General features: G+C 72.2%; 20 protein-coding genes and 1 pseudogene. 11 read left to right on the top strand and 10 right to left on the bottom strand.

Annotated elements, in window-relative coordinates:
• Window positions 1-821: 821 nt before the first annotated feature.
• Complete coding sequence (locus ACIF6L_RS37995; protein WP_396491830.1) at window positions 822-1,211, bottom strand: nuclear transport factor 2 family protein; 390 nt, start codon at window positions 1,209-1,211, stop codon at window positions 822-824.
• A 122-nt stretch (window positions 1,212-1,333) separates the two neighbouring features.
• A complete protein-coding gene (locus ACIF6L_RS37990) occupies window positions 1,334-2,593 on the bottom strand; it encodes an MFS transporter (RefSeq protein WP_396491829.1) in 1,260 nt (419 codons plus the stop codon).
• A gap of 99 nt (window positions 2,594-2,692) precedes the next feature.
• Here ACIF6L_RS37990 and ACIF6L_RS37985 point away from each other — a divergent pair, with 99 nt between their 5' ends.
• The gene (locus ACIF6L_RS37985) at window positions 2,693-3,280 is read left to right on the top strand and encodes a TetR family transcriptional regulator (RefSeq protein WP_329491912.1); all 588 of its coding nucleotides are present in this window, start codon (window positions 2,693-2,695) and stop codon (window positions 3,278-3,280) included.
• Between the two features lie 210 nt (window positions 3,281-3,490).
• Here the strand turns inward: ACIF6L_RS37985 and ACIF6L_RS37980 are convergent, their stop codons facing one another.
• Window positions 3,491-4,759 carry a serine/threonine-protein kinase gene (locus ACIF6L_RS37980; RefSeq protein WP_396491828.1) on the bottom strand — a complete coding sequence of 423 codons (1,269 nt, stop codon included), beginning with the start codon at window positions 4,757-4,759 and terminating at the stop codon, window positions 3,491-3,493.
• A 539-nt stretch (window positions 4,760-5,298) separates the two neighbouring features.
• On the opposite strand from ACIF6L_RS37980, the gene ACIF6L_RS37975 reads away from it, so the two are divergent.
• Together ACIF6L_RS37975 and ACIF6L_RS37970 are read left to right on the top strand one after the other, a co-directional pair.
• Window positions 5,299-11,475, top strand: coding sequence for a DNRLRE domain-containing protein (locus ACIF6L_RS37975; protein WP_396491827.1), 6,177 nt, complete (start codon window positions 5,299-5,301; stop codon window positions 11,473-11,475).
• Complete coding sequence (locus ACIF6L_RS37970) at window positions 11,472-11,711, top strand: hypothetical protein (protein WP_329491916.1); 240 nt, start codon at window positions 11,472-11,474, stop codon at window positions 11,709-11,711. Before ACIF6L_RS37975 ends, ACIF6L_RS37970 begins: the two co-directional genes overlap by 4 nt.
• Window positions 11,712-11,838: 127 nt before the next feature.
• Here ACIF6L_RS37970 and ACIF6L_RS37965 read toward each other — a convergent pair whose 3' ends face one another.
• On the bottom strand, window positions 11,839-12,153 hold the full coding sequence (locus ACIF6L_RS37965; RefSeq protein ID WP_396491826.1) for a DUF3459 domain-containing protein: 315 nt from the start codon (window positions 12,151-12,153) through the stop codon (window positions 11,839-11,841).
• 99 nt (window positions 12,154-12,252) lie between these two features.
• Entirely contained in the window at window positions 12,253-13,035 is a 783-nt protein-coding gene (gene map / locus ACIF6L_RS37960; RefSeq protein WP_329491918.1) for a type I methionyl aminopeptidase, read from the bottom strand.
• A 64-nt stretch (window positions 13,036-13,099) separates the two neighbouring features.
• On the opposite strand from map, the gene ACIF6L_RS37955 reads away from it, so the two are divergent.
• A complete protein-coding gene (locus tag ACIF6L_RS37955) occupies window positions 13,100-13,405 on the top strand; it encodes a helix-turn-helix transcriptional regulator (RefSeq protein ID WP_329491919.1) in 306 nt (101 codons plus the stop codon).
• A gap of 228 nt (window positions 13,406-13,633) precedes the next feature.
• On the opposite strand, the gene ACIF6L_RS37950 is transcribed toward ACIF6L_RS37955, so the two are convergent.
• Window positions 13,634-14,329, bottom strand: coding sequence for a GntR family transcriptional regulator (locus ACIF6L_RS37950; protein WP_396491825.1), 696 nt, complete (start codon window positions 14,327-14,329; stop codon window positions 13,634-13,636).
• 98 nt (window positions 14,330-14,427) lie between these two features.
• Here ACIF6L_RS37950 and ACIF6L_RS37945 point away from each other — a divergent pair, with 98 nt between their 5' ends.
• Window positions 14,428-14,961 (top strand): YbhB/YbcL family Raf kinase inhibitor-like protein, encoded by a 534-nt coding sequence (locus ACIF6L_RS37945; protein ID WP_396491824.1) that lies wholly within the window; start codon window positions 14,428-14,430, stop codon window positions 14,959-14,961.
• 33 nt (window positions 14,962-14,994) lie between these two features.
• Window positions 14,995-15,876 carry a hypothetical protein gene (locus tag ACIF6L_RS37940; protein ID WP_396491823.1) on the top strand — a complete coding sequence of 294 codons (882 nt, stop codon included), beginning with the start codon at window positions 14,995-14,997 and terminating at the stop codon, window positions 15,874-15,876.
• A gap of 584 nt (window positions 15,877-16,460) precedes the next feature.
• Here the strand turns inward: ACIF6L_RS37940 and ACIF6L_RS37935 are convergent.
• The gene (locus tag ACIF6L_RS37935) at window positions 16,461-16,982 is read right to left on the bottom strand and encodes a hypothetical protein (protein ID WP_396491822.1); all 522 of its coding nucleotides are present in this window, start codon (window positions 16,980-16,982) and stop codon (window positions 16,461-16,463) included.
• A 443-nt stretch (window positions 16,983-17,425) separates the two neighbouring features.
• Here ACIF6L_RS37935 and ACIF6L_RS37930 point away from each other — a divergent pair, with 443 nt between their 5' ends.
• From ACIF6L_RS37930 to ACIF6L_RS37920, 3 genes are all read left to right on the top strand, one after another.
• Complete coding sequence (locus ACIF6L_RS37930; protein ID WP_396491821.1) at window positions 17,426-19,966, top strand: hypothetical protein; 2,541 nt, start codon at window positions 17,426-17,428, stop codon at window positions 19,964-19,966.
• 253 nt (window positions 19,967-20,219) lie between these two features.
• On the top strand, window positions 20,220-20,762 hold the full coding sequence (locus ACIF6L_RS37925; RefSeq protein ID WP_396491820.1) for a winged helix-turn-helix domain-containing protein: 543 nt from the start codon (window positions 20,220-20,222) through the stop codon (window positions 20,760-20,762).
• A 145-nt stretch (window positions 20,763-20,907) separates the two neighbouring features.
• Window positions 20,908-21,237 carry a hypothetical protein gene (locus ACIF6L_RS37920; RefSeq protein ID WP_396491819.1) on the top strand — a complete coding sequence of 110 codons (330 nt, stop codon included), beginning with the start codon at window positions 20,908-20,910 and terminating at the stop codon, window positions 21,235-21,237.
• A gap of 202 nt (window positions 21,238-21,439) precedes the next feature.
• Here ACIF6L_RS37920 and ACIF6L_RS37915 read toward each other — a convergent pair whose 3' ends face one another.
• Window positions 21,440-21,838 (bottom strand): hypothetical protein, encoded by a 399-nt coding sequence (locus ACIF6L_RS37915; protein WP_396491818.1) that lies wholly within the window; start codon window positions 21,836-21,838, stop codon window positions 21,440-21,442.
• A 758-nt stretch (window positions 21,839-22,596) separates the two neighbouring features.
• Here ACIF6L_RS37915 and ACIF6L_RS37910 point away from each other — a divergent pair.
• Window positions 22,597-22,893, top strand: coding sequence for a hypothetical protein (locus ACIF6L_RS37910; protein WP_396491817.1), 297 nt, complete (start codon window positions 22,597-22,599; stop codon window positions 22,891-22,893).
• Here the strand turns inward: ACIF6L_RS37910 and ACIF6L_RS37905 are convergent.
• Window positions 22,853-23,356, bottom strand: coding sequence for a hypothetical protein (locus tag ACIF6L_RS37905; protein ID WP_396491816.1), 504 nt, complete (start codon window positions 23,354-23,356; stop codon window positions 22,853-22,855). The two genes, ACIF6L_RS37910 and ACIF6L_RS37905, sit on opposite strands and share 41 nt — an antisense overlap.
• Before the next feature lie 191 nt (window positions 23,357-23,547).
• Between ACIF6L_RS37905 and ACIF6L_RS37900 the strand changes: the two genes are divergently transcribed.
• Window positions 23,548-23,793: a DUF2283 domain-containing protein gene (locus tag ACIF6L_RS37900; RefSeq protein ID WP_396491814.1), complete on the top strand. Its 246-nt coding sequence runs from the start codon at window positions 23,548-23,550 to the stop codon at window positions 23,791-23,793.
• 78 nt (window positions 23,794-23,871) lie between these two features.
• Here ACIF6L_RS37900 and ACIF6L_RS37895 read toward each other — a convergent pair.
• Window positions 23,872-25,110, bottom strand: a pseudogene (locus ACIF6L_RS37895) (IS110 family transposase).
• Window positions 25,111-25,307 lie beyond the last annotated feature (197 nt).

Below are 25,307 nucleotides of genomic sequence, written 5' to 3'. Positions count from 1 at the left end.
CGGCGGGTGGCGGTGGTGGAAGGCGGCCGGGTGCTGGCGGCCCCCCAGGCCGCCCGGGCCGCGGGCGTGCGCCGGGCGGTGACGGTCCGCTCCGCGCAGGCCCTGATGGACGGGCTGGAGATTCACGACCGGTACCGGACGACGAGGCCCGGCTGTTCGAACAGGTCGCCGAGGCGGGTTGGCGCACGCCCACCTGGAGGTGCTGCGGCCCGGGCTCCGCGCGATCCCGGCCCGTGGCGCGGCACGGTTCCACGGCGGCGAGGAGGCGCTGGTGGAGCGGCTCTACGACGCGGTCGAGAGCACCGGCTGCGAGTGCCGCATCGGGGTGGCCGACGGCCTGGTCGCCGCCCAGCTCGCCGCCCGGGTGCAGCTCGTGGTGCCCCCGGGTGGCAGCGCGGCGTTCCTGGCCCGGTTCCCCGTGGGCGAGGTCGCGCCGCCGCGGCTGGCTGACCCGCTGGTGCGGCTCGGTCTGGAGAGCGTAGGGCGCTTCGCGGAGCTGCCCGCTGCCGCGTCTCGGACCGGTTCGGCGCGGTGGGAGTGGCGGCGCACCGGCTCGCGCGCGGCCCCGAGGCGCGGCCGGTGGTTGCCCGTCGGGCCGGGGCCGGTCTGGTCGCCGAGGTCCGCTTCGAGAGCCCGCACACCGTGGCGCAACCGATGGTGTTCGCGGCGCTGGGACTGGCCGAGCGGATGCACGCGGGCCAGACCTCTGCCGGCCTGGGCTGCGAGCGGGTCGCGGTGGAGGTGGAGCGCGCCGACTCCGGACTTCCGGCGCGGGCCAGGGCGAGAGCACTCCCGGCCCGCGCCGCTCGGGCTCGCGGGGTTCAGCCCGCCAGCTGGGCCTGGAAGACGGCGCGGTTGAAGTAGGCCTTGGCGTCCCGGATGAGGCCGGTCTCGTCCAGTTCGTAGATGTTGATGCCGGACCAGTTGACCGGCCTGCCGTCCAGGGTGACGGCGGCCCCCCGCCAGGAGACGGCGACGTGGCTGCCGAGGGTGTGGGCCTCGGTGGGGGTCAGCCCGAGGAAGGGTCGGAAGGCGGGCAGGACGGAGGCGATGAAGTCGCGGATCGCGGCGCGTCCGATGATCGGCGGGGTGCCGACGGGGTCGTGGAAGACCCCGTCCTCGGCGAACGCCTTCGCCCAGGTGTCGGCATCGCCCTCCTGGGAGGCGCGGAAGAACTGCAGGATGGCCGGAGGCATGGCCGGGAACGTCATGATGGTCCTTCGTGTCGGATGCTTGACTCGTTGCGTCTGTGTCTGCTTCTGCTTCTGCTTCTGCTTCTGCGCGGCCGGGCGCGGCAGCGGTGGCGGTGCCCGCGCCGGGGTACGGCGGCCGTTCACCGCTGTGGGCCCGTGGGCGTGGCGACGGGCTCCGCGATGGGCGACTTCTCAAGCGGCCGGCGGTGCTCGGCGAGCCGGGCCGTGAGGGCGAGGGCCGCGGCGAGGGCGATGAGTGCGCACACCCCGGGCCAGTCCAGCAGGGCGTAGGCGCGGATGCCGAGCCAGGAGCCGGCGCAGCCGCCGAGGAACGAACACGTCATGTAGGCGGTGTTGAGCCGGCTGCGGGCCTCGGGGTGCAGCGAGAAGATGCGGGCCTGATTGGCGATCTGGCTGGTCTGCACGGCCACGTCGAGCAGCAGGAGCCCCAGGGCGACGGCCGCCAGCCCCGCCGCGCCGCCCGCGACACCGGCGGTCAGTGCCAGGGCGGCGGCGAGGACGCCGCCGGTGCACCAGGTGGTCACGCGGTCGGCTCCACGCCGGTCCACCCAGCGCCCGGCGGCCGGGGCGCAGGCCATGCCGGCCGCGCCGATCAGCGCCAGAAGGCCGACGGCCTGGGCGTCCATGCGGTAGTGCGGGCCGGTGAGCAGCAGGGCGAGTGCCGTCCAGGCGGCACTGAAGGCGCCGAAGAGGGCGGCCTGGTGGAGCGCGGAGCGGCGCAGGTGCGGCTCGGTGCGCAGCATCCGCAGGGTGTCCGCCAGGAGTGCCGGATACCGGTCGCGGGTGGCGGGCGCAGTCGTGGGCAGGGCCAGGCCGAGGACGAGGGCGAGCAGCCCGGTGAGCACGGCGGCGGCCAGGTACGGGGCGCGCCAGCCGAGGTGTTCGCCGATCACGCCGCCGAAGGTGCGCGCGAGCAGGATTCCGCCGATGAGGCCGCCCTGGAGGGTACCGACTACCGAGCCGCGCCGGTCCGGGGCGACCAGGCCCGCGGCCATCGGCAGCAGGAGCTGCGGGACCACCGTGGTCAGGCCGACCGCGGCGCCGGCGACCATCAGCGGTGCGGCGGCCGGGGCGAGGCCCGCGGCCAGCAGCGCGCAGGAGGTCACCGCGAGCAGGACGGTGATCAGCGGGCGGCGCGGGAGCCGGTCGCCGAGCGGGACGAGCAGGAAGATCCCGGCGGCGTAGCCGAACTGCGTCACCGTGGCCACGCCGGCGGCGGCGGACGGCGTGATGCCCAGCCCGCCGGCGACGAGCGGGGTGAGGGCCTGCGGGAAGTAGACGTTCGCCACGCTGACACCGCAGGCCAGCGCCATCACCAGTGGCAGCCGCCGCCCCCGCCCCGCGGGAGCGGGCGGGACGGGCGCATGGGTTCGGGACATCGCGACTCCAACCGAACGAACTAGATGGTTCGAAACTGGAAATGAGACTCGCAGACCGGTGCCGGATCGTCAAACGAACTGGTTCGTTACTCTCGCTCCATGGCATACGACTCCACGGCGACCAAAGAGCGCATCCTCGCGGCAGCGACCGCCGAGTTCGCCGCCCATGGCGTCGCCGGCGCCCGCGTGGACCGCATCGCTGCCCAGGCCGAGGCCAACAAGCGGGCGATCTACGACTACTTCGGCGACAAGGGCAGACTCTTCGCAGCCGTCCTCGAACGCCTCATGGCCGACCTCGCCGAGGCGGTCCCGCCCGGTGACGAGGAGCTGCCCGCCTACGCGGAGCGCCTCTTCGACTACCACCGCGCCCACCCCGAGGCTCTGCGTCTGCTGATGTGGGAGGCCCTCGAACTCGGGGACCAGCCCGTTCCCGGCGAACAGGACCGCACCAGGCACTACCAGGACAAGATCGACGCGGCCCGGGCCACGGACGGCGACGCCGATCCCCGCACCCGCCTGTTCTTCACCCTCGGCCTGGTCGGCTGGACCCTGGCCATGCCTCAGCTCCGTCGCATGATCCTCGGCGCGGACCACAGTCTTGACGACCTCCGCCCCGCCATCGCCCGTGCCATCCGGGGCCTGCCCACCGACGACGGCCTCGGCCGGCCGCATCCCGGCAGGCCGTAGGACCGGGAGGCGCCTCGGTCGAGGAGGCCGGGGAACGCCGGCGGTCGACGACGCGGGGAGGCTGTCCGTCCCGGGATCCGCGTTCGACGTCGGCAGCCACCTGGTCCGCCTTCTCTCCGGGCGAGGTGACGGTGTTCGCGCAGGCAGGTCCGGGTGCGGGGAGCGGGTGGTCGAGGTGCCGGCCCCTCCGGGCGCCGGCCGGGACGGTCGCTACTTGGGCTTCTTCCCGTGGGGGCCGTAGTTCTTCCGGCCCTGCTGCTTCTGCTTGTCCTCGCTCCCGCGGCCGGCGGAGGACCGGGCGGGTGCGGCGGTGGGCGCGGGGGCGGCCGGCTGGGCGACGGGACCGACGGTCGGCGCGGAGTCGCGGGCCGGGGGCGGCGTGCTCGGAGCGACCTCCGTGGCCGCGGGGGCCGTCGCGGGTGCGGGTGCCGTCGCGGGTGCGGGTGCGGTGGGCGGGGGCGCCGAAGGCACCGCGGCGGGGGCCGGGAGCGCCCTCGGCGGGTCGTCGACGAAGGCCGTACTGCCTCCCGCGCCCGCCAGCGCCAGCACGGAGGCCGCCAGCAGGAGGACGGGCCGGGGGGCGGCGACGTGCGGCCTCCTCCACGGTCGCGGTAGGACCGCGGTCCCGGTCCCGGCCGCGGCCGGGACCGGCGCGGGCGGCGGTACGGCGAGCAGCCGGGCGCAGGTCGCCGCCGACGGGCGGTGGTCGGGGTCCATGTCGGTCATCCGGCGCAGGACGGCCACCAGGTCCGCGGGCAGGTGGGGCGGGATGGCGGGCGGGCGGTGGAGCCGGGCGGCGGCGGCTTCGATGGGGGCGCCGGTGTACTCGCGGTGCCCGGTCAGGCATTCGATCAGGAGCAGGCCCAGGGCGTATATGTCGGCGGACGCCAGGGCTCCCCGGCCGCGGATCTGCTCCGGTGCCAGGTAGGCCGGGGTCCCGACGATCAGCCCGGTGCAGGTGAGTGCTTCGTCGTCGGACGAGGCCTGCCGGTCGAGGATCCGGGCGACGCCGAAGTCCGCCAGTCGCGGGCGGCCGGCGGCGTCGACGAGCACGTTGGACGGTTTGACGTCCCGGTGGACCACCCCGTGGGCGTGGACGTGGGCGAGGGTCTGCGCCAGGTCCCGCCCCAGGCGTCGGACATCGGCGGCCGGCAACGGGCCGGACCGCAGGACCGCTGCCAGGGTGGGACCTTCCACCAGCTCCAACGCCAGGTAGGGCTGCTCCGCGACGGCGCCGTAGTCGTACACCTCGATCAGGCCGGGGTGGCTCAGGCGGGCCAGCATCCGCGCTTCGGTGGTGAACCGCCGGACGGTGTCGGCCGTCGCGTCCGGGCGGGGGATCTTGAGGGCGACGGCCCGGTCGAGCCGTTCGTCCACGGCCCGCAGCACGTCCGCGCCGCCGCCGCGCCCCAGGACCGAGTCCACCCGGTACCGGCCCGCGAACAGTGTCCCGGTGCTCCTGCTGGCCGCCACGGTCATGTCGATCTCCGATGCTGGATCCTCGCGCCTGCGGGACGCGCCCTTGGCCGCCTACCCGGGGATCCCGGGTGGACACGGGTCGGATCGACAGCGGTCGCCGGGCCGGGTGGGCGCGGCACGAGGCGGGGTGGCGAGCCCGACTGCCCGGGTCGCCAGACCCTTGGCACGGTGCGAGTGGTTGCTCCGATCGCGGGAGGGCGCGCGTTCTGGGCGGCATCGGCCTGCGCCCAGCGATGTCGTCCCCCGGGGAAAACGCGCGGAGCGCGCTCTCCCGGGGGAGGGGGCTCCTGAACGCGGGTGGCAGCGGCTGAGAGAGGCAGGTCAAGCCATGATCACGGCTGCGTGAACCTTGGCCGAACAACGACCGGGCAGGGCGGACGACTGGTCGGTCTTTGATGATCCTTTGCCGCCGTTTGATGCATCTATGACATTTTGGATCACTCCTATGCTCCGGACGTCGCCGTCACACGACGGTGGGTCAAGGGGTGGAAATGAGCAGGTACGTACCTGTGCGCCGCAGACGGAACCCGGCTGCGGGAATGCGCGTGTTGAGCGGGTCCCTGGCGCTCGCGGTGGCCGTGTCGCTGCTGGCGGGGTCCGAGGTGGCGTTCGCCGCGCCGGCGGGCGGTCCGGCGGCGGGCAAGGGCACGAAGCCGGGAGCCACCTCCGCCGCCGACGTCCCGGCGGCGCGGATCGCCGCCCGGCTGTCGGGGCAGCGGGTGGAGGCGCTCTCCGAGCGCACGGAGACGTCGACGACCTGGGTGAACAAGGACGGCTCACTCACCTCCGAGCTCTTCGCGGGCCCGGTCCGCTACCAGCGCGACGGCCAGTGGGTGGACGTCGACCTGGCTCTGCAGGCGGCCGCGGACGGTTCGGTGGCGCCCAAGGCCCACCCGAACGGCCTGCGGCTCGCGGGCGCCGGCGGCACCCGGGTGAAGTCGCTGGTCCAGGCGCAGGCGGCGCCGGAGGAGGCGCGGCCGCTGGTGAGCCTCGGCGAGGGTGACCAGCAGGTCGAGCTCCAGTGGAAGGGCGGGCTGCCCAAGCCCGTCCTGGACGGGACGAAGGCCACCTACCGGGACGCGATCGCCGACGGCGCGGCCGACCTGGTGGTCGAGGCCACCCGGACCGGCTTCGAGCAGTACACGGTGCTCAAGCAGCGCCCGGCCGCCGCGGGCTTCTCGTACACGATGCCGTTGAAGGCCGAGGGGCTGCGGGCCGAGGCCCAGCCGGACGGCAGCGTGCTGTTCAGCGACCGGAAGAGCGGAGAGAAGCGGGCCGTGCTGCCCGCACCCGTGATGTGGGACGCCACGGCCGCCGCGCAGGGCTCCGGCGAGCACGCGCGGCAGGCGAAGGTCGGGCTGAAGGTCGTTCAGCACGGCGATGGCGTCGACCTGGTGTTCACCCCCGACGCCTCGTTCCTCGCGGATCCGAAGACGCAGTACCCGGTGACCGTCGACCCGTCCACCACCGCCCTCGGGAACGTCTTCGACACCCGGGTGCAGCAGGGCGAGACCGTCGACTGGTCCGCCGACACCGAGATCTACTGGGGCAACTCCGGCACCAAGAACGCGGACGGGTCCTCCCGGCAGGCGCGGTCGTTCATCAACTGGAACACCGCCCCGATCGCCGACGCGCTGATCACCAGCGCGAACCTGTCGCTGTACAACTTCCACTCCGGCAACAGCGACTGCCAGCCCTACGCGTGGGACGTCTGGGACACCGGTCTCGCCTCGACCTCCTCGCGGTGGACGGCGCAGCCCTCCTGGAACGCCAAGAAGGCCACCGGCACCGAGACCAAGGGTCGGGACGCCTGCGGCGGCGACGGCTGGATCACCGCCGACGTCACCAACCTGGTGCAGACCTGGACCTCGGCGAAGAACACCACCTCGGGCATGGGCCTGCGCGCTCCCGACGAGACGAACACCAAGTACTGGAAGGAGGTGAACTCCGCCAACGCGGCCACCAACGTGCCGAAGCTGACGGTGACGTACAACTACCGTCCGCGGACCGGCACCGACCAGCAGGCCGGCTCCCCGTTCTACAAGGACACCGCCGGTACCTGGTGGGTCAACTCCACCACCCCCACGCTGCGGGACACCTTCGTCGACCCGAACAACGACAAGGTCGACGGCACCTTCCAGATCTTCGACGCCGCCACCGACACCCAGGTCGGCAACGTCCTGGTCTCGCCGTTCGTGCCGAGCGGCCGGCCCGCGTCCGTCAAGGTCCCCGCCGGGGTGCTGACCAACGGCAGGACGTACAAGTTCCGCACCTCCCCGTACGACGGGCTGCACTACAACACGGGCTGGTCGGCGTGGGCCACCTTCACGGTCGACACCTCCGCCCCGTCCGCGCCCGGCGCGGTCTCCTCCGCCGACTACCCGGCGGGGCAGTGGGTCAAGGGCCCCGGCCGGGCCGGCTCCTTCACCGCGATCCCGCCGGCCGGTGACCAGAACGCCCTGGAGTGGACGCTCGACGGCACGACCTGGACCAAGGTCGCGACCAACGGCTCCACCGCGCCGGTGACCTTCACCGCCACCCCGGCCAGGGGCGGCACCCACACCCTCCAGGTGCGGGCGGTCGACCGGGCGGAGAACCGCTCCGAGGCCCTCTCCTACACCTTCCAGGTCGGCGCGGGCGGTGTCACGTCGCCGAACGACGGCACCCGCACGGCGGCCCGCGTCCCGCTCCTGGCCGAGGCCGACGCCGCCCGGTACGACCACGTGGCGTACTCCTGGCGGCGCTCCGACGCCGATGCATGGACCACGATCCCGGCGGGCGACGTCACCAACGGCGGCGCCGCACTGGTGGCCTGGCCGGTCGCCCTCGGCGCCGGCCGGAGCCCGGCACTGACCTGGAACGCCACCTCCACGGTCACCCCCGACGGCACCGTCCAGCTCCGCGCGGACTTCACCGGGCCGGGCGCGGCCGCCGTCTCCTCCGAACCGGTCAAGGTGGTCGTCGACCGCAAGGCCGACGGCGCGGCGACCGAGAACGTCGGACCGGGCGCGCTGAACCTGCTCACGGGCGATCTGCGGGTCCCCGCCACCGACGTGTCGCTGTTCGGCATGACCATCGGCCGCACGCACTCCTCCCGCGACCCGAAGGCCGCCGCCGCGCAGGAGGGTCAGGCCGCCATCTTCGGCCCCAACTGGGTGTCGGGCGTGTCGTCGAGCCTCTCCGCCTCGGAGTACACGGAGATCCGCAGGACCTCTGCCACCTCGCTCAGCGTGATGGCGGCGGACGGCTCGGCCATCGCGTTCACCTCCGACGCGGCCGGCAGCGGCTGGGTGCCGGAGCCGGGCAGCGAGGACCTGGCCCTGAGCGGCGCCTTCGGCGGCGACTTCGCCCTGTCCGGCACCGAGGGCACCGTCACGACCTTCTCCAAGGTCGCCCCGGCAGCCGCCACCTGGACCGTCACCTCCACCCTGCTGGGCGGCCTCGCCAACACCGCCACCAGCGTCGTGTCGGAGACGACCGTCGTCGGCGGCAGGACGCTGGCCCGGCCGAAGCTGATCATCGCGCCCACCTCCGCGGTCACCCCGGCGGCGTGCGCGGCGAACCCGGCCGCCAAGGGCTGCCGAGTACTGCAGTTCGTCTACGCCGCCGTTACCACCGCCACCGGGATCAACACCGGCGCCGAGTTCGGCGACTTCGCCGGCCAGGTCAGCGCCGTCCGGCTCTGGAGCACCGCACCCGGGGCCACTGCGGCCACCGCCACCGACGTCGCCGCCTACCGCTACGACTCCGCCGGGCGGCTGCGCCAGGCCTGGGACCCGCGGCTGGGCCAGGGCAGTCAGAGCCAGTACACCTACTACACCCAGGGCGCCGACGACGGCCTGCTCTCCTCCGTCCAGCTGGGCGGCACCCGTGCCACCTCGCTGGCCTACGGCACCGTCGGCTCCAACCCGGCCGCGGGGCCGGGCATGCTGACCAAGGTCTGGCACGACACCCTCGCCCCCGGCACCACCGGCACGGTGAACGGCACCGCCACCAGCACCGTCGTCTACGGCGTCCCGCTCTCCGGGCCGAAGGCACCGGAGGACCTCTCGGTGACGGCGGCCGCGGCCTGGGGCCAGACGGACCTGCCGACCGACGCCACCGCGGTGTTCCCGCCGGACCGGGTGCCCGCCTCCAGCGACGCCGCCGACCTGACCGCGGCCGACTACACCCGGGCCACCGTCGACTACCTCAACGCCTCCGGCCGCCAGGTCAACCAGGCGACCCCGGGCCACTACCTCACCACCACGGAGTACGACAACCGCGGCCACCAGGTCCGCAGCCTGACCGCGGCCAACCGTGAGCTCGCCCTCGGCGCCACCGACCCGGCCAGGGCCCAGCTCGCCGACCTCGGCATCGACACGCTGCCCTCCGCTGACCGTGCCCAGCTCCTGTCGAGCACCAGCGTCTACAGCGCGGACGGGCAGCAGGAGACCGACGTCCTGGACCCACTGCACCGGGTGACCCTGGCCGCCGACGCCACCGCCGGCGCCACCGTGCTGGCCCGGGCCGGAAGCCAGCTGCCCGCCCGTCAGCACACCGTGAAGACGTACGACGAAGGCCGACCGACCGACGGCACCGCCAAGATCAAGAACCAGATCACCCTCACCACCACCGGCGCCCGGCTCCGCGCCTGGCCCGACCAACTGCTGGACACCCGGCAGGACCGGACCGGCTTCGACTGGACGATCGGCGTGCCGACCGCGCAGGTCAAGGACAGCGGCGGCCTGGCCCTGACCACCACCACCGCCTACGACGGCCAGGGCCGCGTCGTCTCGACCCGGCTGCCGGGCTCCACCGGCTCCGACGCGGCGGCGACCTGGACGTCCTACTACACCGCGGACGGCGCCGGCACCTGCGGCAACCGCCCCGAGTGGGCCGACCTCGTGTGCCAGAGCGGTCCTGCCGGCGGCATCACCGGCGGCGGCTCCAACCCGGCCCAGCTGCCGACCAGGACCACCCAGTACGGGCGGTTCGGCGAGGTCACCCGGACGACCGAGACCGCCAACGGCGTCACCCGCACCACTGACACCGCCACCGACGCCGCCGGCCGCCCCACCACCGTCACGGTCACCGACGGCCTCGGGACCCCGGCACCCGCCGCCACCACCACCTACCACCCGGGCACCGGCGCCGTCACCCAGCAGACCTCCGCCACCGGTGGCACGATCACCAAGGGCTACGACGAGCTGGGCCGCCTGATCTCCTACACGGACGCCGACGGCGCCGTCACCACCACCGAGTACGACGCCCTCAACCGGCCCACCAAGGTCACCGACAGCTCTCCGTCCACCACCACCTACACCTACGACACCGCCGTCGACCCGCGCGGCCAGGCGACCTCGGTGACGGACTCCGTCGCCGGCACCTTCACCGCCCGCTACGACGCGGACGGCGCGGCGCTCACTCAGGGCCTGCCCGGCGGCTACACCCTGACCGACGTCAAGGACCCGACCGGTACCACCACCGGCCGCACCTACACCCGGGACAGCGACGGCCTGGTGCTGGTCTCCGACGGCATCGGCCAGACCGTCCACGGCCAGCGGGCCACCCACACCGGGACCCCCGGCGTCACCGCCGCCCAGACCTACGGCTACGACCGGGCCGGCCGCCTCCTCCAGGTCCAGGACACCTCCACCGACGCGGTCTGCACCACCCGCACCTACACCTTCGACAACCACACCGACCGCACCGCGTCGGCCACCGCCGTGGCCGCCCGCGGCCAGGCCTGCACCACCAACGGGGGCACCAGCCAGACCAGCGCCTACGACAGCGCCGACCGCCTGGTGAACCCCGGGTACGCCTACGACGCGTTCGGCCGCACCACCGCCCTGCCCGGCAGCACCCTGGCCTACTACAACACCGACATGGTCCAGCAGCAGACCACCGGAGCCGCCCGACAGAGCTGGACCCTCGACTCGGCCCAGCGCCTGCGCGGCTGGACCACCGAGACCAACGCCGCCGGCACCTGGACCCGGACCGGGGCCAGGACCAACCACTACGGGTCCGACACCGACAGCCCGCGCTGGATCACCGAGGACACCGCGGGCAGCGTCACCCGCAACGTCACCGGCGCCGCCGGGGGCCTCGCCGCCACCACCACCAGGACGGGCGGTGCGGTCCTGCAACTCGCCAACCTGCACGGGGACATCACCGTGCAGCTCCCGCTCGACCCGGCCGTCGCGCCGACCGTCCTCGACTACGACGAGTACGGCCAGCCGCGCGCCGGCCAGAGCGGCGCCCGCTACGCCTGGCTCGGCGACAAGCAGCGCTCGGACGAGACCCCGAGCGCCCTCACCCTGATGGGGGTGCGCCTCTACAACCCGGCCACCGGCCGCTTCCTCTCCCCGGACCCCGTCCAGGGTGCGAGCGCCAACGCCTACGACTACTGCAACGCCGATCCGGTCAACTGCACCGACCTCAACGGCCGGATGCCCGGCTGGCTCAAGGCGGCGCTCAAGGCCGCCGTGGCCCGCGGCGTCCAACTGGCCGTCACCGCGGCCGTGGCCGCCTGGGTGCCCTTCCTCGCGCCGTGGGCCCTGCACATCGGCAACTGCGCGGGCGGTGCCTGCGCCGGCGTTCTGTTCGGCAGCGGCGGCTGGAAGCAGCGCATCGTCTGGGCCGTGGCAGGATGCCTCGCGGGCTTCGTCTTCGACCGCGGGGTCTCCCAGCGCATCATCGACAAGGTGATCGGCGTCGTCAGGAGGTTCATTTGACCGCGACGGAGGAACCGGGCCGGCGCCGGCGCGGTCCGCTGCGCCTCGCCGTTACCAACGGGGCCTGGCTGGCCCCGTCCTTCCTCCTCGCCCATCTGCTCGCCGGCCGCCTCACCGCCGATGCCACCACCCGCACCTGGAGCACCCTGCTGCTCGCACCGGTGATCGGCCTAGCCCTGGGCGGCGCGGCGGCGGGCGTGCGCCGCCTCCGGCGCTCGCGTCCGACGCGTCGCTGACCCGGCACCCACCCGGCCGGGCACCCGCTCGGCCCCGTACGGGCCGGTCCACCGCACCAGCGGTGGGCCGGCCCGTACGTCGTCCACCTCCGAGTGCCCTCCCGGTGGAGGCCCCGCCCGCCCCGGGTCAGCCGGCCAGCCACCAGTCGGTGCTGTCGGCTGCCAGCAGCACCTCGCCGGGGTGCGCGGTGACCGGTGGTTCGGCCGAGCAGAGCAGGAGGGCGCCGAGTCCGCCGTCGGTGACGCGGACGGGCGGGGCGGTGGTGTTGACGGCGCAGATCAGGGCGCCCTGGTCGCTGTCGCGCCGGAACGCGAGCACCCCGGGTGCCAGGTCCAGCCATTGGACGGACCGGCCGGCGCCGAGCGCGGGATGGGTCCGGCGCAGGCGCAGCGCGCTGCGGTACAGCTCCAGGACATTACTCCCCGAGACCGCCGACCCCATGCCTGAACAGCGGAAACGCAGCACTCAGGGCCGGAAGGACAACAGCCACTTACCCCAGCATCCCGACGCGGAGATCCTGCTGCCCTTCCCGGCGCCCTCTTATGACCGTGCTTGCGTGGGCAGGGTGAGAACTTCGGCTCCGTTGTCGGTGATGGCGATGGTGTGCTCGCTGTGCGCGGTCCGACAGCCTGTCGCGCTGCGCAGCGTCCAACCGTCGGCGTCTGTGACGAGCGTGGCAGTGTCGGCCATGACCCAGGGCTCCAGGGCGAGCAGCAGTCCGGGGCGCAGCTTGTATCCGCGGCCGGGCCGTCCGGTGTTCGCGACGTGTGGGTCCTGGTGCATGGTCGAGCCGATGCCGTGGCCGCCGAACTCGGTGTTGATCGGGTAGCCCGCCTTGCTGAGGACCGTGCCGATGGCGTGGGAGAGGTCGCCGATGCGCGCCCCAGGCTTGGCGGCGGCGATGCCGGCGGCGAGTGCACGTTCGGTCGTCTCGATCATAGCAACGCTCTCCGCTGGCCTGGCCTTGCCCACCAGGAAGCTGATCGCGGCGTCCGCGGCCACCCCGCCCCTGGCCACTGCGAGGTCGAGAGTCAGCAGATCCCCGTCTGCCAGCGTGTAGTTGTGAGGCCGCCCGTGGAGCACCCCGTCGTTGACGGCCGTGCAGATGTAGTGCCCGAACGGGCCGCGCCCGAAGGAAGGCGCGTAGTCGACGTAGCAGGACTGCGCTCCCGCCTCGGTGATCATCTCCTTGGCCCACTGGTCGATGTCCAGCAGGTTCGTCCCGACCGTGCTGCGCTGCTTCAGCGTGTGCAGGATGTTTCCGACCAGGGCGCCGGTGTCTCTCGCCCGCTCGAGCTGCGCGGAGTTCAGGATCTGGATCATGGGGGCCTCTCATAGGCGTCCAATAACTATACCGGTCTAACTGTACCGGTATTAGAATGGGGTCATGGTCCGGTTGCCGCTCGCCCCCGCCGAGGTAGAACGCGGACAGCGCCTTGGCACCCTGCTCCGCCGAGCCCGGGGCCGCCGCTCAATGCTGGACGTGGCGCTCGCTTCGCATCTCTCGCCGGAAACTCTGCGGAAGATCGAATCCGGCCGTGTGGCCACCCCCGCCTTCCCGACCGTCGCAGCGATCGCCGACACCCTCGGCCTGTCTCTTGACGCCGTCTGGGCCGAGATCAACCAGACGGAGCGAACCGTCGAGGATCAGTCGGTCCTGCCTGTCACACGGCATCCATCGCTGGTTTCGTAACACCCACTCCACATCAAGTACGCATTGGCCGGCGAACTTGTCGTGACCTCGTCAAGATCACCGGCACAGGGCTGCCGGCGAACGGCGATGTGCACGAGACCGGCTGGTGCGATCGCCACTGTGGCCCGGGGCCCAGGCCCTCGAAGCAGCTCCGACCCACGTGAACCCCTACGGCCGGTTCGAGCTGGACTTCAATTCTCACCTCGACCTCGCTGTCGTGGCGTAAGTCTAGGTGGCCTGGCCTGAACCGTCGGTCAGAGCAGCCGCGGTCAAAGTGAGGTGCTGGACCAGGACCGCGGCTGCGGTGTCGGCGTCACGGGCCAGCACCGCCTCCTCCAGCCGGCGGTGTTCCTTGGTGCCGTCCCGATCGGGATTGCGGTGCGCCGACCAGCGGCGGGCCAGCTCACTCTGGGTCCACAGCCGGTCGAAGGTCTCCAACAGCGCGCGGTTGCCACACCCCTCCAGCAGTGTGCGGTGGAAGGCTCTGTGGGCTTCGGCCCAAGCGCCGGTGTAGTACTCGCTCTCCTCCGGCGCGAATGCCGGAGTGCGCACCAGGCGATGGTGGGCGGCCCGCACGCGGGCCTCCCAGTCGAGGTCGCCGCGCTCGATGGACATGCGCAGTACGACTGGTTCGACGGTCCGACGGGCTTCCGCGATCTCCTGCCAGCGGCGGTCGGAGAAGGACGGGACGGCGAAACCGCGGTTGGGCAGCCGGTCGGCGAGCCCCTCGCCGACCACCCGCACGAGCGCCTCGCGCACCACAGCCAGGCTCACGCCCCGCTCCTTGGCAAGATCCTGCGGCTTGAGAGGGGCGCCAGGGGAGTGGTCCCCACGCATGATCGCGTCCCGCAGGTGTGCGTAGACCTGTTCGGAAAGCATCTGTTTCCCCGGCGGCGGGGTCGAGGAGTGCGCCGTCTGATTCATGAGCTCATCCTAGACGATCCCTTGGATAATCGATTATTCGTGTTATGGTCGATTCGGTAGCCGATGAGGACGTCCTCGTCCGGAAAGGAACGACCGCTGTGTCTGCCAACGACCCCTTCGCCCGCCTCCCTGAGGCGGCCTCGTTCACCGTCACCAGCACCACCGTCACCGACGGCGCCGCGTGGCCGCCCGCGCAGTACTCCTCCGGCCTGCCGGGCGGGAAGGACATGTCCCCGCAGCTGTCCTGGAGTGGCGCCCCGGACGGCACCAAGAGCTATGCCGTCACCGTCTACGACCCCGACGCCCCCACAGGGTCCGGGTTCTGGCACTGGGCGGTCGCCGACATCCCTGCCACCGTCACCGAGCTGCCCGAGGGCGCTGGTGGCGACACCGGCTCACAGATGCCCGAGGGCGCCTACCAGTTGCCCAACGACGCCCGCGTGGCCCGCTACATCGGTGCCGCCCCGCCGGCCGGACACGGCCCGCACCGTTACTTCGTCGTCGTGCACGCCCTCGACATCCCCACGGCAGGCGTCCCGGCCGATGCCACACCGGCCGTCCTCGGCTTCACCATGGCCGGTCACACCCTTGGACGCGCGGTGTTGACCGCCACCGCTGAAACACGCGCCTGACAGCGCCACCCGACTCCTGGAGACACCACCGCCATGCACCTCGATGCCCTTCCCGACTCCGCCCGTACCGGCGACGGCCCGATGGACCTGAACGCCGTCCGTGATGTCAGCCGCGCCATCAGCGCCGCTCACCTGTTCATATATCTCGGCCCCGAGACCGCCGAGGAGGCGGCAGAGCTCGGCGTGACCGACCGCGGACCGACGTATCTGGCCTTCCGGTCGGCCGCGATGGGCGCAGTTCCGTGGCAGGTCACGCTCGCGGCCTTCTACAACTTCAGCCCGCGGGCAGCGCGGGCCATGGCCGGCGTATGGGACGCCGCGCCGCCCGAGCGGTGGCAGGCCGCCCGCTTCCTGGCCGCCGGCCGGGCGATGCTGCGCGTCGGTGTACATCTCATCGACGACCACCTTGCCGAGGCGCGCTCGCTGATCGACCCGGTCGTCGCCGGTGCCGATTACGCCGGTAAAGTGCTGGCCGCCGCGAACGCCTCGGTCGTGCTTCCTCCCGATCCTCTCGTCGCACTCTGGCAGCAGATCACGGTGGCGCGCGAGTGGCGCGGCGACGCCCATCTCGTCGTACTCGCCGACAACGGCCTCGGGCCGTGCGACTGTCTCGTTCTGCACACCGCGACCGGCCGCCTCCCGACGGCTCTGGCGCGAGCGACCCGCCGGTGGGACGACGAGGAGTGGAGCGCGGCGACGGCACGCCTCGTCGCGCGCGGCTGGCTCGACTCCCACGGCGTGGTCACCGACGCCGGCAGTGCGGCGCGCGAGCGCATCGAAGTGGAGACGGACCGGCACTGCGCCGCGCTATGGGCACCGATCGGCAACGCAGGCGCCCGCCGCTTCGCCTCGCTCATCTCGCCGATCACCCACGCATTTACCGCAGCAGGGACGTTTCAGGCCGTTCGCGGATAGTCTGATCTCGCATAAACGGTCCTTTCCCAGAGCAAGATCAAACAAAGTCGTACGGAGACCGTAGTGACGAGTTTGACGAAGAACGATGCTTGACGGGAGGCGTTCCGTACGAGGCGGTGTTCGACGAGCCGGGGGAGCAGCGTCCGGCCGACGACGTGGTCTGGGAGCGGGTGCGCTGGTGCGTGGCGACGCGCGAGGCGGCGCTCCTGGAGGAGATGCACGTCGACGATGCCTCCCGCTGGCACCGGCTCGGTGACGACACGTTCGATGCGCTGCGCGCCGGGTTGGCCCCGCGGGCCCGGCTGGCGCTCTGGCCGGACCTCTCCACCGATGTCCCCGCAGTTGTGGCCGGCCTCCCGGACGGGGCCTGGTCTTCGTCTGGGAGGACCGGGACGGCCGGATCGCCAGCACGGTCGCCGACGAGACCCGGTTCACGGCACTGGCCGCCCAGCTCTGCGGTGCCCCGTGCCTGCCGTCCTGCCGATGGCCGTCGATGGGCGCGGTTCCCACACGGCTGTGCTGCCCGACGGGGACGGCGTCCTGCGCGCACGGAGGCGACCCCGAGCGACCGGGACTGGGGTGTTCTAGCTTGCCGGCTGCAGGGTCCAGTGGTGCGGCTCGATGGGGGCCGGCCTCACCACGAGCCGGCCGGTCACGCCGGGATCGTCGACCAGCTTCCCCCACGAGGCGGACCGGTCGCCGGGGGTGTGCTCGATGTCGGCCCACACCGTGCTGCCGGGGCCGGTGGAGCCGTAGAAGACGGTCCATTCGGCGTACCGGTCGCAGTTGTCGCTGATCCCCACCTTGTGGTCGTCCGTCAACCTCAGGCAGCCGCGCGGGGCCGAGTTCGGCACGGAGACGTTCATCGTTCCGTTGGGCCGTTGCTGTACCTGCCAGTTCGCCGAGGTGTACGTACTGTCCGTGCAGTCGCCCAGTGACACTGTGCCGACAGGTCCGTGCAGCTTGGGCCAGACCAGGCACTTGCCGTCCGTGAGGGCCGCGAACCGGTAGACCCCGTCGATGAGGGGGGCGGCGTGGGCGGGTTGCGTGAGCGCCGAAGTGGCCGCGATGGCGGCGGCCATGAGGGCGATGACTCGTGAACGCATGGGACGGACTCCTCGAACAGCCGTGGTCGTACCGATCGCACGGCACTGACACGGTTTCACACGATCCGCCGGAGACGGCGACGGCACCGATCATGGAACACCGGCCCGCCCGGGTAGCAGTCGGCGGTCGTCTCTGTCACTCGCCTGGCTGAGTCACGTCACCCGACGGTGTGGCGGCTCGGGCTGCGGGTGTCGTACGTCAGCGGCCCAAGGGCGGGTGGGCATCGAAGTGATGTTCGGGGGCGATCGGCCCTCGGAGGTCGTGCGGACGGTCGAGGGGAAAGTTGTCGGGTCATATTCGTTCACTATGTGACCAATATGAAAAGTAGGTCCGGTCCATACTTACCGCACCTTTACCCTGGTCGACGGACCGGACTGACGACCTGCCAGTCCGACTGCCGATCAGAGGTGGAGAACCAGTGCTGAGAAGCCCGCGTCCGCCCATGCCGATCACCGCCCGAAGCCGTCGCACCGGCCGCCGTCCGCTCGGCGCCGCCACGGCCGTCGCCGTCACCTCCGCGCTCCTGCTGCTGGGCCTGGGGGGCGTCGCCCCCGGGGCCGGCGCCAGCCCGGCCGACACCGCCGGCGGGGCGTCCGCGCTGGTGAAGACCGTGCAGAACGCCACCCACCCGGGCGCCGCCACCGCCGAGCACGGCGACACCCTGAACTGGGCCGTCACCTACCGCGGCGGCACCTCCGGCGGCGCCGCCGCGCCCGCCGTCGTCACCGACCCGATCGCGGGCGCGGGCGACTCCCAGACGTACGTGCCCGGTTCGCTGAAGGTCCCGCCCGGGTGGACGCCGTCCTGGTCGACCGACGGAAGCACGTTCGGCGCCACCGACACCGGCACCGCGACCACCGCCGTCCGGGCCGACAACCCGGTGCTGCGCGGCGTCGGCACCGGCGTCTCCCCGCTGCTGCTCGCCCCCGTCCAGCCCACCGCGCAGTCCACCGGCGGCGACGGGTTCACCCCGATCCTGCACCGGACGGCGTCCGGCGAGATCCAGTCCTGGAACATCTACCACCACGCCGCGCGTAGCGCCCCGCAGGTGGTCTGCCTCAGCCTGACGGCCGGTCAGCCCTGCACCGGCGGCCCCTGGCCGCGGCCGCTGAACACCACCGTCGGCCCGCTCGGCAGCGGCGCCACCGGTGACATCGGCAGCCCGCTCACCCCGCAGTACGTGTTCGACCCCGCGCACCCGAACCAGGTGCTGTACCCCGCCGTCACCGCCGCCGCGGTCGGCGTCGGCTGCCTGGACCTCGACGCGCAGGCGAACTGCGGCTTCACCGCCCTCACGCCCACCGGCGGCTCGCCCAGCAGCGTCAACAACCTCGCGGGCCTGGTGCGTTCCGGCGACAACCTGTACGGCGTCGCCAGCAACGGCCAGGTGCTGTGCCTGGCGCTCGCCACCCGCACCCCGTGCGCCGGCCAACCGTACGCGCCCGTCGCCCCCGGCAACCGTGACCTGCCGAGCACGCCCACCGCGCTCTACTTCGGCGCGCTCACCGCGATCGGCGACAAGGTCTTCGTCTCCAGCTCGCCGCAGGCCGGCACCTCCACCGTCCCCGGGCCGCCCGTGCTCGGCTGCTTCGACACCGCCGCCCTCACCGCCTGTGCGGGCTGGGACACCCAGCACCCCGCCGGGCCGAACGCCAACTACTACACCTACAACGCCTACACCGCGTACGACACCGCCGGGCACCCCGACGGCGTCTGCACCAGCACCGTCGGCGGCGCGAACGTCCTGACCACCTGCTACGGCCTGGACGGCTCCGTGCACGCCGCGCCGAGCAGTCTCGGCGCGCTGGCCGGCAACGTGCTGACCTTCAACCCCGAGACCGTCACCACCGGTACCGGCACCCGCAGCTACTTCCCGATCTGGGGCGGCGGGGTGGCCGGCGCGACCGTCTGCCACGACTGGGCCACCGGCGGCCCCTGCGCGGGCTTCCCGCTCCCGGCCGGGCACCCGAGTGCCCACGGCGGCGACACCCGCGACTACGGCTACAGCTACGACTCCACGACCCGTTGCCTGATCGGCCTCGGCGACGCCGGCGTGCTGTTCTCGCTCGACCCGACGACCGGCGCCAGCCCCTGTGTACACAGCGGCTCCTCGGTCACCCTCGAACCCGGCGACTTCTACTGCGACGGCGCGAGCGGCCACGTCCAGGGCTACGACAAGGTCCGGCTGACCGACATCGACCTCTCGCACATCACCCTGTCGGCGTCCCGGGTCCTGGTCACCGACCCCGACGGCACGCCCGTCGCGACCCCGGCGCTCGGCGCGGACGGCACGGTCGACCTGTCCGGCATCTCCGTCACCGCGCACCCGGCCCTCACCGTCACCGCGCAGCTGGTGCTGACCACCTCCGCGGACTTCACCAACGGCAACCACCCCTCCCTGGTCGTCGAGTACCGGGGTGACGGGCCGCAGGTCTGCTTCCGCACCACCGTCGCGGCCGCCTGCACCGCCACCGCCGTCACCAACACCGCGAACGGTAGCGACGCGAACGGCGCGCTCACCTCCAACACCGTCACCACCGCGGTCGCGCCCGGCACCGGCTGCCAGCCCCGGGTCACCGTGGAGAAGGAGATCTGCGGCTCCGCCAACTCCCACGACTGTCTGCCCGGCGGCCCCGGGCCTTGGGCCAAGACCAGCCCCGTGGGCCTGCTGGGCCTGCTCGGCACCGCGCACTGGCGGATCACCGTCAGCAACGCCGGACCGGTCGACGCCGCGTCCGTCACCGTCAACGACGCCAGCACGCCCGCCTGCCGGCAGGCCGCCGGCACCTTCGCCCTCGCGGCCGGCACCAGCCGCGCCGTCTACTGCGACTCCCTGCTGCTGGCGCTCCCGCTGAAGAACACCGCCTCCGCGAGCTTCGTCGCCGCGAACGCGCCCGCCGGCACCACCCCCACCACCACCGCCCCGTCCGCGGCGGTGGCCTGCTCCCTGCTCTGCATCCTGGCGGTGCCCGGCAAGGACTGACCCACCCCCGATCGGTACGCACGACGCCCCGCCCCCGAACAGGTGGATTCAACAACTCGCCGCAACACGGCGGGGGTCGGGATCGTCTTCAGGCAGCTCGAAGAAGCGCTTGGCTGGGGTGCCCCAGCCAAGCGTCTTCCTGGGCCTGGGGTTGCGTAGACGCTACTGACATCGGCTCGTCAGGGTGAACCTTGGTGAAGTTCCTGACGGGTCTGGGTCGGTGGCTGTATTCGGTGGCTGTATTCGGTGGTGTGTGAGGTATGCGGATGGGGGCGGACTGACCCCTGCTGGGCGTGAGCGCCGACAGGCGGTCCGGGTTCAAGCGGCCGAGCTGTTCGAGCGGAAGATCGAGCCGTCGGAGGTCGCGCGTCAGCTGCGGGTGAGCCCGAAGTCGGCTTACCGGTGGCACCAGGTCTGGCGGGAGGGCGGGGCCGAGGCACTGGCGTCACGTGGTCCGAGCGGGTCGCGGTGCCGCCTGTCCCCGCACTGCCTGGAGAAACTGGCCGCGTACCTGGAGCAGGGCCCGGCCGCGCACGGCTGGGTGGAGGACCAGGTGTGGACCGCGGCGCGGGTGGCCACGCTGATCGGGCGCAAGTTCCACGTCTCCTCCAGCGTGTCCGGGGCGACGAGGTTGGTGCACCGGCTCGGATTCAGCCCGCAGGTTCCCGCGCGGCGGGTGGCCGAGCGCGACCAGCAGGCCGTCACCGCCTGGAAAGAGGGTGACCTGGGCGGAGGTAAAAGCGCCCGGCCTGACCCTCGACTCCCCAACGTCACCCTGACAAGCCGATGTCAGTAGGGGGCGGTATGTCAATTTCTGGATGATCTGGTGCCGCCCGTTCGCGGGTGCGGAGCCGTTCGGGCTGACTTGCACGTCGTGTGCATGATGGGGTCGGGGGAAACGGATGCTGTACTCAACGGATTCGCCCGACGGGCACTGGGCCTTGGTCGAGCCGCTGCCCACGGCCTGGAAGCAGGAGCGGGTGTCGCGCTCGGCGACCCGGGAGCCGACCGACGCCGATCGCGCCCTGGCCGCCGCCGTCGACCCGCGCATGACGACGCCCGCGATGGCTCCGGAGCCGGCCGCGAGAGCGGCCTTCCACTTCGCCGACGTGCCGATCTACTCACCGCTGGCAGCCTCATGGTGGGTGAGTGGCCGGACCGTGCCAGGCCAGCCCGACCCCGTGTGCGAGATGTTGGTCGGCGGTCCGGGCCGTCGCCGGGCGATCCCGACCGCACGCGAGTCGCTGACACGTGACGCCCGGATCCGATGACGAAGCAGCCACTGTTCTGATCGAGAGCACCGTGGCGGCCGTGAGCGCCGGCGACGACCGGCGGATCAGTCGGTCGCTGCGCTCCTTCTCCGAGCGAGCCGACCTCGAGGCGTTCCGTGCGTTGCGCGATGCCCTGCGCGATGACCTGCGGGAACGAGCCCGGCAGGTCCGGTCCGCGTCGCCTACTGTGCAGGTCGGGGACTCAGAGAAGGTCGCCTTCCAGTCGGGCCGGGATGGTCAGGAGGAACAGCCGGCCGGCCGTGGCGGCGGCCGGGAACTCGAAGACGCTGGTGAACGGGCCGGTGATCAGCAGTAGCGACCGCTGGCTGCGGACAGCTCGGCGCCATTCGCGGGCCGCGGCGATCTCGCCGTCGAACCAGAGCAGTCCGCCGGGACGGTGAACGGACAGGTGGCAGCGGGTGAGCACCGCCGACCAGGACGGCTCGGGCCCGGCGAGCGCCCGGGCCGTATGCCGGTCTGCCCAGCCGTCCTTCCCCCGAAGGACACGGTCGGGGGCCGCCGGGACGATCAGCGCGGGGCGGCGGTCCAGGAACTCCGGCCAGGGCCGACAGCCGAGCCCGGTGCCGCTGATCATCTCCATGCGCGCTCTGTTCCCCCTGCCCGGTGCACTCACCCAGCCTCTGGGCATGTCACATCATCGGCCAAGCCGCAGCCCGGGCGCGGGCGAATCGACGAACGAGAACACACCCTGGGCAAGTCGGCAAGCCCGGCCCAGACCTCCCCGGCTGGTCCGGGCCCCGGCCACCCGCACCACCGCGAGAACGACCAGCCCCTGGCCTTCACCAGGCAGCGGCCGGACCGTGCGGCGGGACCGCCTCTGGGCGACGCGCCCGGCCATAATGATGATCGCCGCCAGTGCCCTAAAGGCCGCCAGCAACCGCCCTGAGCGGACCCAGCCGCCGTCCCGGATCCCAACCAACCGCCCCACGGCCCACGAGCACCCGTCGACGCCATCGCCGCGCCGCGCCACGTCCGCACCCCCGCCGACGTCCGCAAAGCATGCCCTCCACCATGCCCCTGCCGCCGCAGGCCTCGAAGCCGCGACCGCTGTAGGCCGACCTGCCGCCCCGGCCGCCGGCCCTGCTCCCAGGCCCGGTATTCGTGACGCCGATCGTGACGCACCATCCCCGGCTAACCTTGACGGCCCAGGCCAACACCCGTGGTGAAAGAAGACCACCCAGAGCCGACAGGGCACCTCACAAGCCACACCGGAGTGCGGCCCGCACACCCGCACCGGGGCCCCAACTGCCCCTCCAGGTATGCCTTCTGGGCTGGCAGCCACAAGAGCGGTACGCTGCCGTGGATGGCCTGCGCCGTCGTCGATGCGGGGGGTCGCACATGTCGAACACCATTTTCCTGCTCCTCGCCGTCGGCCCGCTCGTCATGGTCCTGGCGATGATCGTCTGGCAGCGCGCGGGCGAGGCGAACGACGCCTACACCGGGGTGGTCACCGGCCGGTGGGTGCACAGTTCGATCGGTACCTACGGCCCGTCGGGCCATCTCATGATGGGGATCCGCACCGACGAGGGGCGGGAGGTCACCATCGAGGTGAACAGTCGGACGTACCGGTCGCTCGGCGTCGGCGACCGGGTGGTCAAGGCGCCGGGTGCGCGCTGGCCGGTGCGGTCGGACTAATGCTTCGTTCCATGTCGACGCCCGGAAGTGACGTCAGCCCGATCTTCGCCGCGCCGGCCGGCCCGGACAGAGGCACCGGTGGAAGCGGTGGGCGAGCCGAGGGGTGCCGTCGGCTGTAGGCGTCTCCAGCGCTCACCTGCGGCAGCTCGGCGGGTGCTCCCAGACGGAAGGACCGTTTGAGGCTGGGGTGGTCAGGGTCGGCGACGCCGCCGAGGAAGTCGCTCGCGGCTCGGCCGCGCAGGAGCAGCAGCGCGAGGGGGTCGTGGTCGAGCTGCCGGGCGGTCTGCACCAGGGCGGCGGAAGCGTGCTTGCACGGTGCACTGTGGGCCGCGCACCCGCACGCTGGATGCAGCTGCGCGGGAGCGGCGGGTAGGAGCGGAATGCCGTGCCGTTCGGCTTCCGAGATGAGCCGCTCGGCGATCTGGGCCCCGGCCAGCTGCGCCCAGCGCACTTTTTCGGTCATGATCGACTGGGGATCTCAGTCATGCCGGGTCCGGAGGCCGGGAGCCCCATTGCAGGGCCATGAAGAAGACATCCGATGGGATTGGGAAGTCAATGTCTTCTGTCTCGACATACACCCGTGACTCTGGCAACTTTTTCGCAGTCGAAGATCGTCTTTGCCGCCGCCAACTACACCAGGGGAGCAGGCCAGCCATGGCAGACGTCCGAGTCACCTATGACGAGACCGCGAACGCAGCGTATGTGTACCTCACCGATCCGCAGGTACGCACGAAGTCCTCGCACATGTATCCCTGTGATCCAGTGGGGGTCGACGGCATGATCAACCTTGACTTCGACGAGCAAGGGCGCCTCATCGGTATCGAGGTATTGGCGGCCAGCTCCAAGCTGCCCGAGTACCTGCTCGAGTCATCTGAGCGCCTGGACGCCGGAGACGTATGAGCTGGTTGAGCAGGACGGGGCTCGCGCTGCATCGAGAGCAGAGCAGCGGGGCGGTTTAGGTTCGGTGACAAAGAACAATCAAGCGGCGATGGCCAGTTCGAGCTTCGGTGCCGTGGGAAAGGCTGTGCTCTCGCTGTAGGGCGTGCCGGCTGCGAGGCAGTGGTGGAGGCAGCCGAGGAGCCGGTTGTAGAGGTTTCGCTGGGCGGAGCTGTTTCGGTCGCCGGCCTTGCGGCGGCGGTCGTAGTGGGCCCTTGCACCGGGCGAAGCGGTGAGTGAGGCGAAGGCCCAGACGTAGCTCACCGCGGCCAGACGCTGGTTCTTGACCCGACGGACCATGACCGCAGCTCTTGCCGGAGGCGCGGGTGACGGGCGCTGATTCGGCGTAGGCCTTGAGCGCCGTGGCGTCGGTGAAGCGGGTGCGGTCGTCGCCGATCTCGGCAAGCACCCGGCGCCGCTGAGCGCGCCGAGGCCTGGGAAGCTCGTGATGATCGCGGCGTCGGGGTGCTGCTCGAACAGCTCGACCGAGGCTTCGGCGAGGCCATCCGCGGCGGTGCAGGTGGCCTCGAACTTGGCCAGCAGGGCCAGGGCCTGCTGGCCCATTGCCTTCTCGACCAGCGGGAGCTGGCGCATCTGCGGGACGCGCAGGGCGGCGTGCAGGCGCTCGACCTCGGCCTCGATGCCGCGTTGGCGGCCGGCGCGCTTGAGGACGGCCCGCAGCTGGGTGCGGGTGAGGCGGGCAGCCTGGCCGGGGGTCGGTGCGGCGGCCAGCAGGGTTCGGGCGAGAGGCGTGTTGAGGCCGCCGGTGGTCGGCTGGACGGCGGCGAGGTACCTGGGGAAGTACTCGCGCAGGTGGGAGCGGAGCTTGTTGCCGGCCTGGGTGCGGTCCCAGACCGCGTCCTGCTGGGCGCGGGCCAGGACGGCGACGGCCTGGGCGAGCTCGCTGTCGGCCGGCAGTGCGCGGTGGACATCTGCGTCAGTGCGCAGAATGTTCGCCAGCACCATCGCGTCGAAGTGGTCGGACTTCTTGCGCGAGACGCTGTGCCGTTCGCGGTAGCGGGCGGCGGCCATCGGGTTGACGGCGCAGATGGGTCGGCCGGTCGCTCGTAGGCAGGCCACCAGCAGGCCGCGGGAGGTCTCGATCGCCACCGGTATCTGCTCGCCGGGGCTGTCGCCATGCTCCACCAGCAGGTCGAGCAGCTGCTGCAGGCCGGTCACGTCGTCGGCGATCCGGGCGCGGCCGAGGAGCTTGCCGTCGCCGTCGACCACGGCGACGTCGTGGTGGTCGCTGGCCCAGTCGATCCCGCAGAACACCTTCATGCGCGCCTCTCACGTCCTTCGTCCGATGTGCATATCCGCTGGTCAAAACCTGCGCGGAGGCACGCGACTCCCTATTGGAAGGGCTCTGGGCCCGTCATCCGATTACTGAGGTTTTCGTTCTGTTGTCGGTGGTGACAGGTAGTGATCCCTGCGGTATGTCAATGGTGTGCGGTATGCGCAGGGTGGGGGCCTGACCG

The sequence above is a fragment of the Kitasatospora sp. NPDC086009 genome (genome assembly GCF_044540385.1).
Lineage (GTDB): Bacteria > Actinomycetota > Actinomycetes > Streptomycetales > Streptomycetaceae > Kitasatospora.
The sequence above is the reverse complement of the archived record's forward strand: the minus strand, read 5'-3'. Positions and strand labels throughout refer to the sequence as shown.

Bases quoted from the DNA above. Each gene is read 5' to 3' on its own strand.
- ACIF6L_RS37995 (WP_396491830.1), bottom strand. From the start codon at position 1,211: ATGACGTTCCCGGCCATGCCTCCGGCCATCCTGCAGTTCTTCCGCGCC.
- ACIF6L_RS37990 (WP_396491829.1), bottom strand. From the start codon at position 2,593: ATGTCCCGAACCCATGCGCCCGTCCCGCCCGCTCCCGCGGGGCGGGGG.
- ACIF6L_RS37985 (WP_329491912.1), top strand. From the start codon at position 2,693: ATGGCATACGACTCCACGGCGACCAAAGAGCGCATCCTCGCGGCAGCG.
- ACIF6L_RS37980 (WP_396491828.1), bottom strand. From the start codon at position 4,759: ATGACCGTGGCGGCCAGCAGGAGCACCGGGACACTGTTCGCGGGCCGG.
- ACIF6L_RS37975 (WP_396491827.1), top strand. From the start codon at position 5,299: ATGCGCGTGTTGAGCGGGTCCCTGGCGCTCGCGGTGGCCGTGTCGCTG.
- ACIF6L_RS37965 (WP_396491826.1), bottom strand. From the start codon at position 12,153: ATGGGGTCGGCGGTCTCGGGGAGTAATGTCCTGGAGCTGTACCGCAGC.
- map (WP_329491918.1), bottom strand. From the start codon at position 13,035: ATGATCCAGATCCTGAACTCCGCGCAGCTCGAGCGGGCGAGAGACACC.
- ACIF6L_RS37955 (WP_329491919.1), top strand. From the start codon at position 13,100: ATGGTCCGGTTGCCGCTCGCCCCCGCCGAGGTAGAACGCGGACAGCGC.
- ACIF6L_RS37950 (WP_396491825.1), bottom strand. From the start codon at position 14,329: ATGAATCAGACGGCGCACTCCTCGACCCCGCCGCCGGGGAAACAGATG.
- ACIF6L_RS37940 (WP_396491823.1), top strand. From the start codon at position 14,995: ATGCACCTCGATGCCCTTCCCGACTCCGCCCGTACCGGCGACGGCCCG.
- ACIF6L_RS37935 (WP_396491822.1), bottom strand. From the start codon at position 16,982: ATGCGTTCACGAGTCATCGCCCTCATGGCCGCCGCCATCGCGGCCACT.
- ACIF6L_RS37930 (WP_396491821.1), top strand. From the start codon at position 17,426: ATGCCGATCACCGCCCGAAGCCGTCGCACCGGCCGCCGTCCGCTCGGC.
- ACIF6L_RS37915 (WP_396491818.1), bottom strand. From the start codon at position 21,838: ATGGAGATGATCAGCGGCACCGGGCTCGGCTGTCGGCCCTGGCCGGAG.
- ACIF6L_RS37910 (WP_396491817.1), top strand. From the start codon at position 22,597: ATGTCGAACACCATTTTCCTGCTCCTCGCCGTCGGCCCGCTCGTCATG.
- ACIF6L_RS37905 (WP_396491816.1), bottom strand. From the start codon at position 23,356: ATGACCGAAAAAGTGCGCTGGGCGCAGCTGGCCGGGGCCCAGATCGCC.
- ACIF6L_RS37900 (WP_396491814.1), top strand. From the start codon at position 23,548: ATGGCAGACGTCCGAGTCACCTATGACGAGACCGCGAACGCAGCGTAT.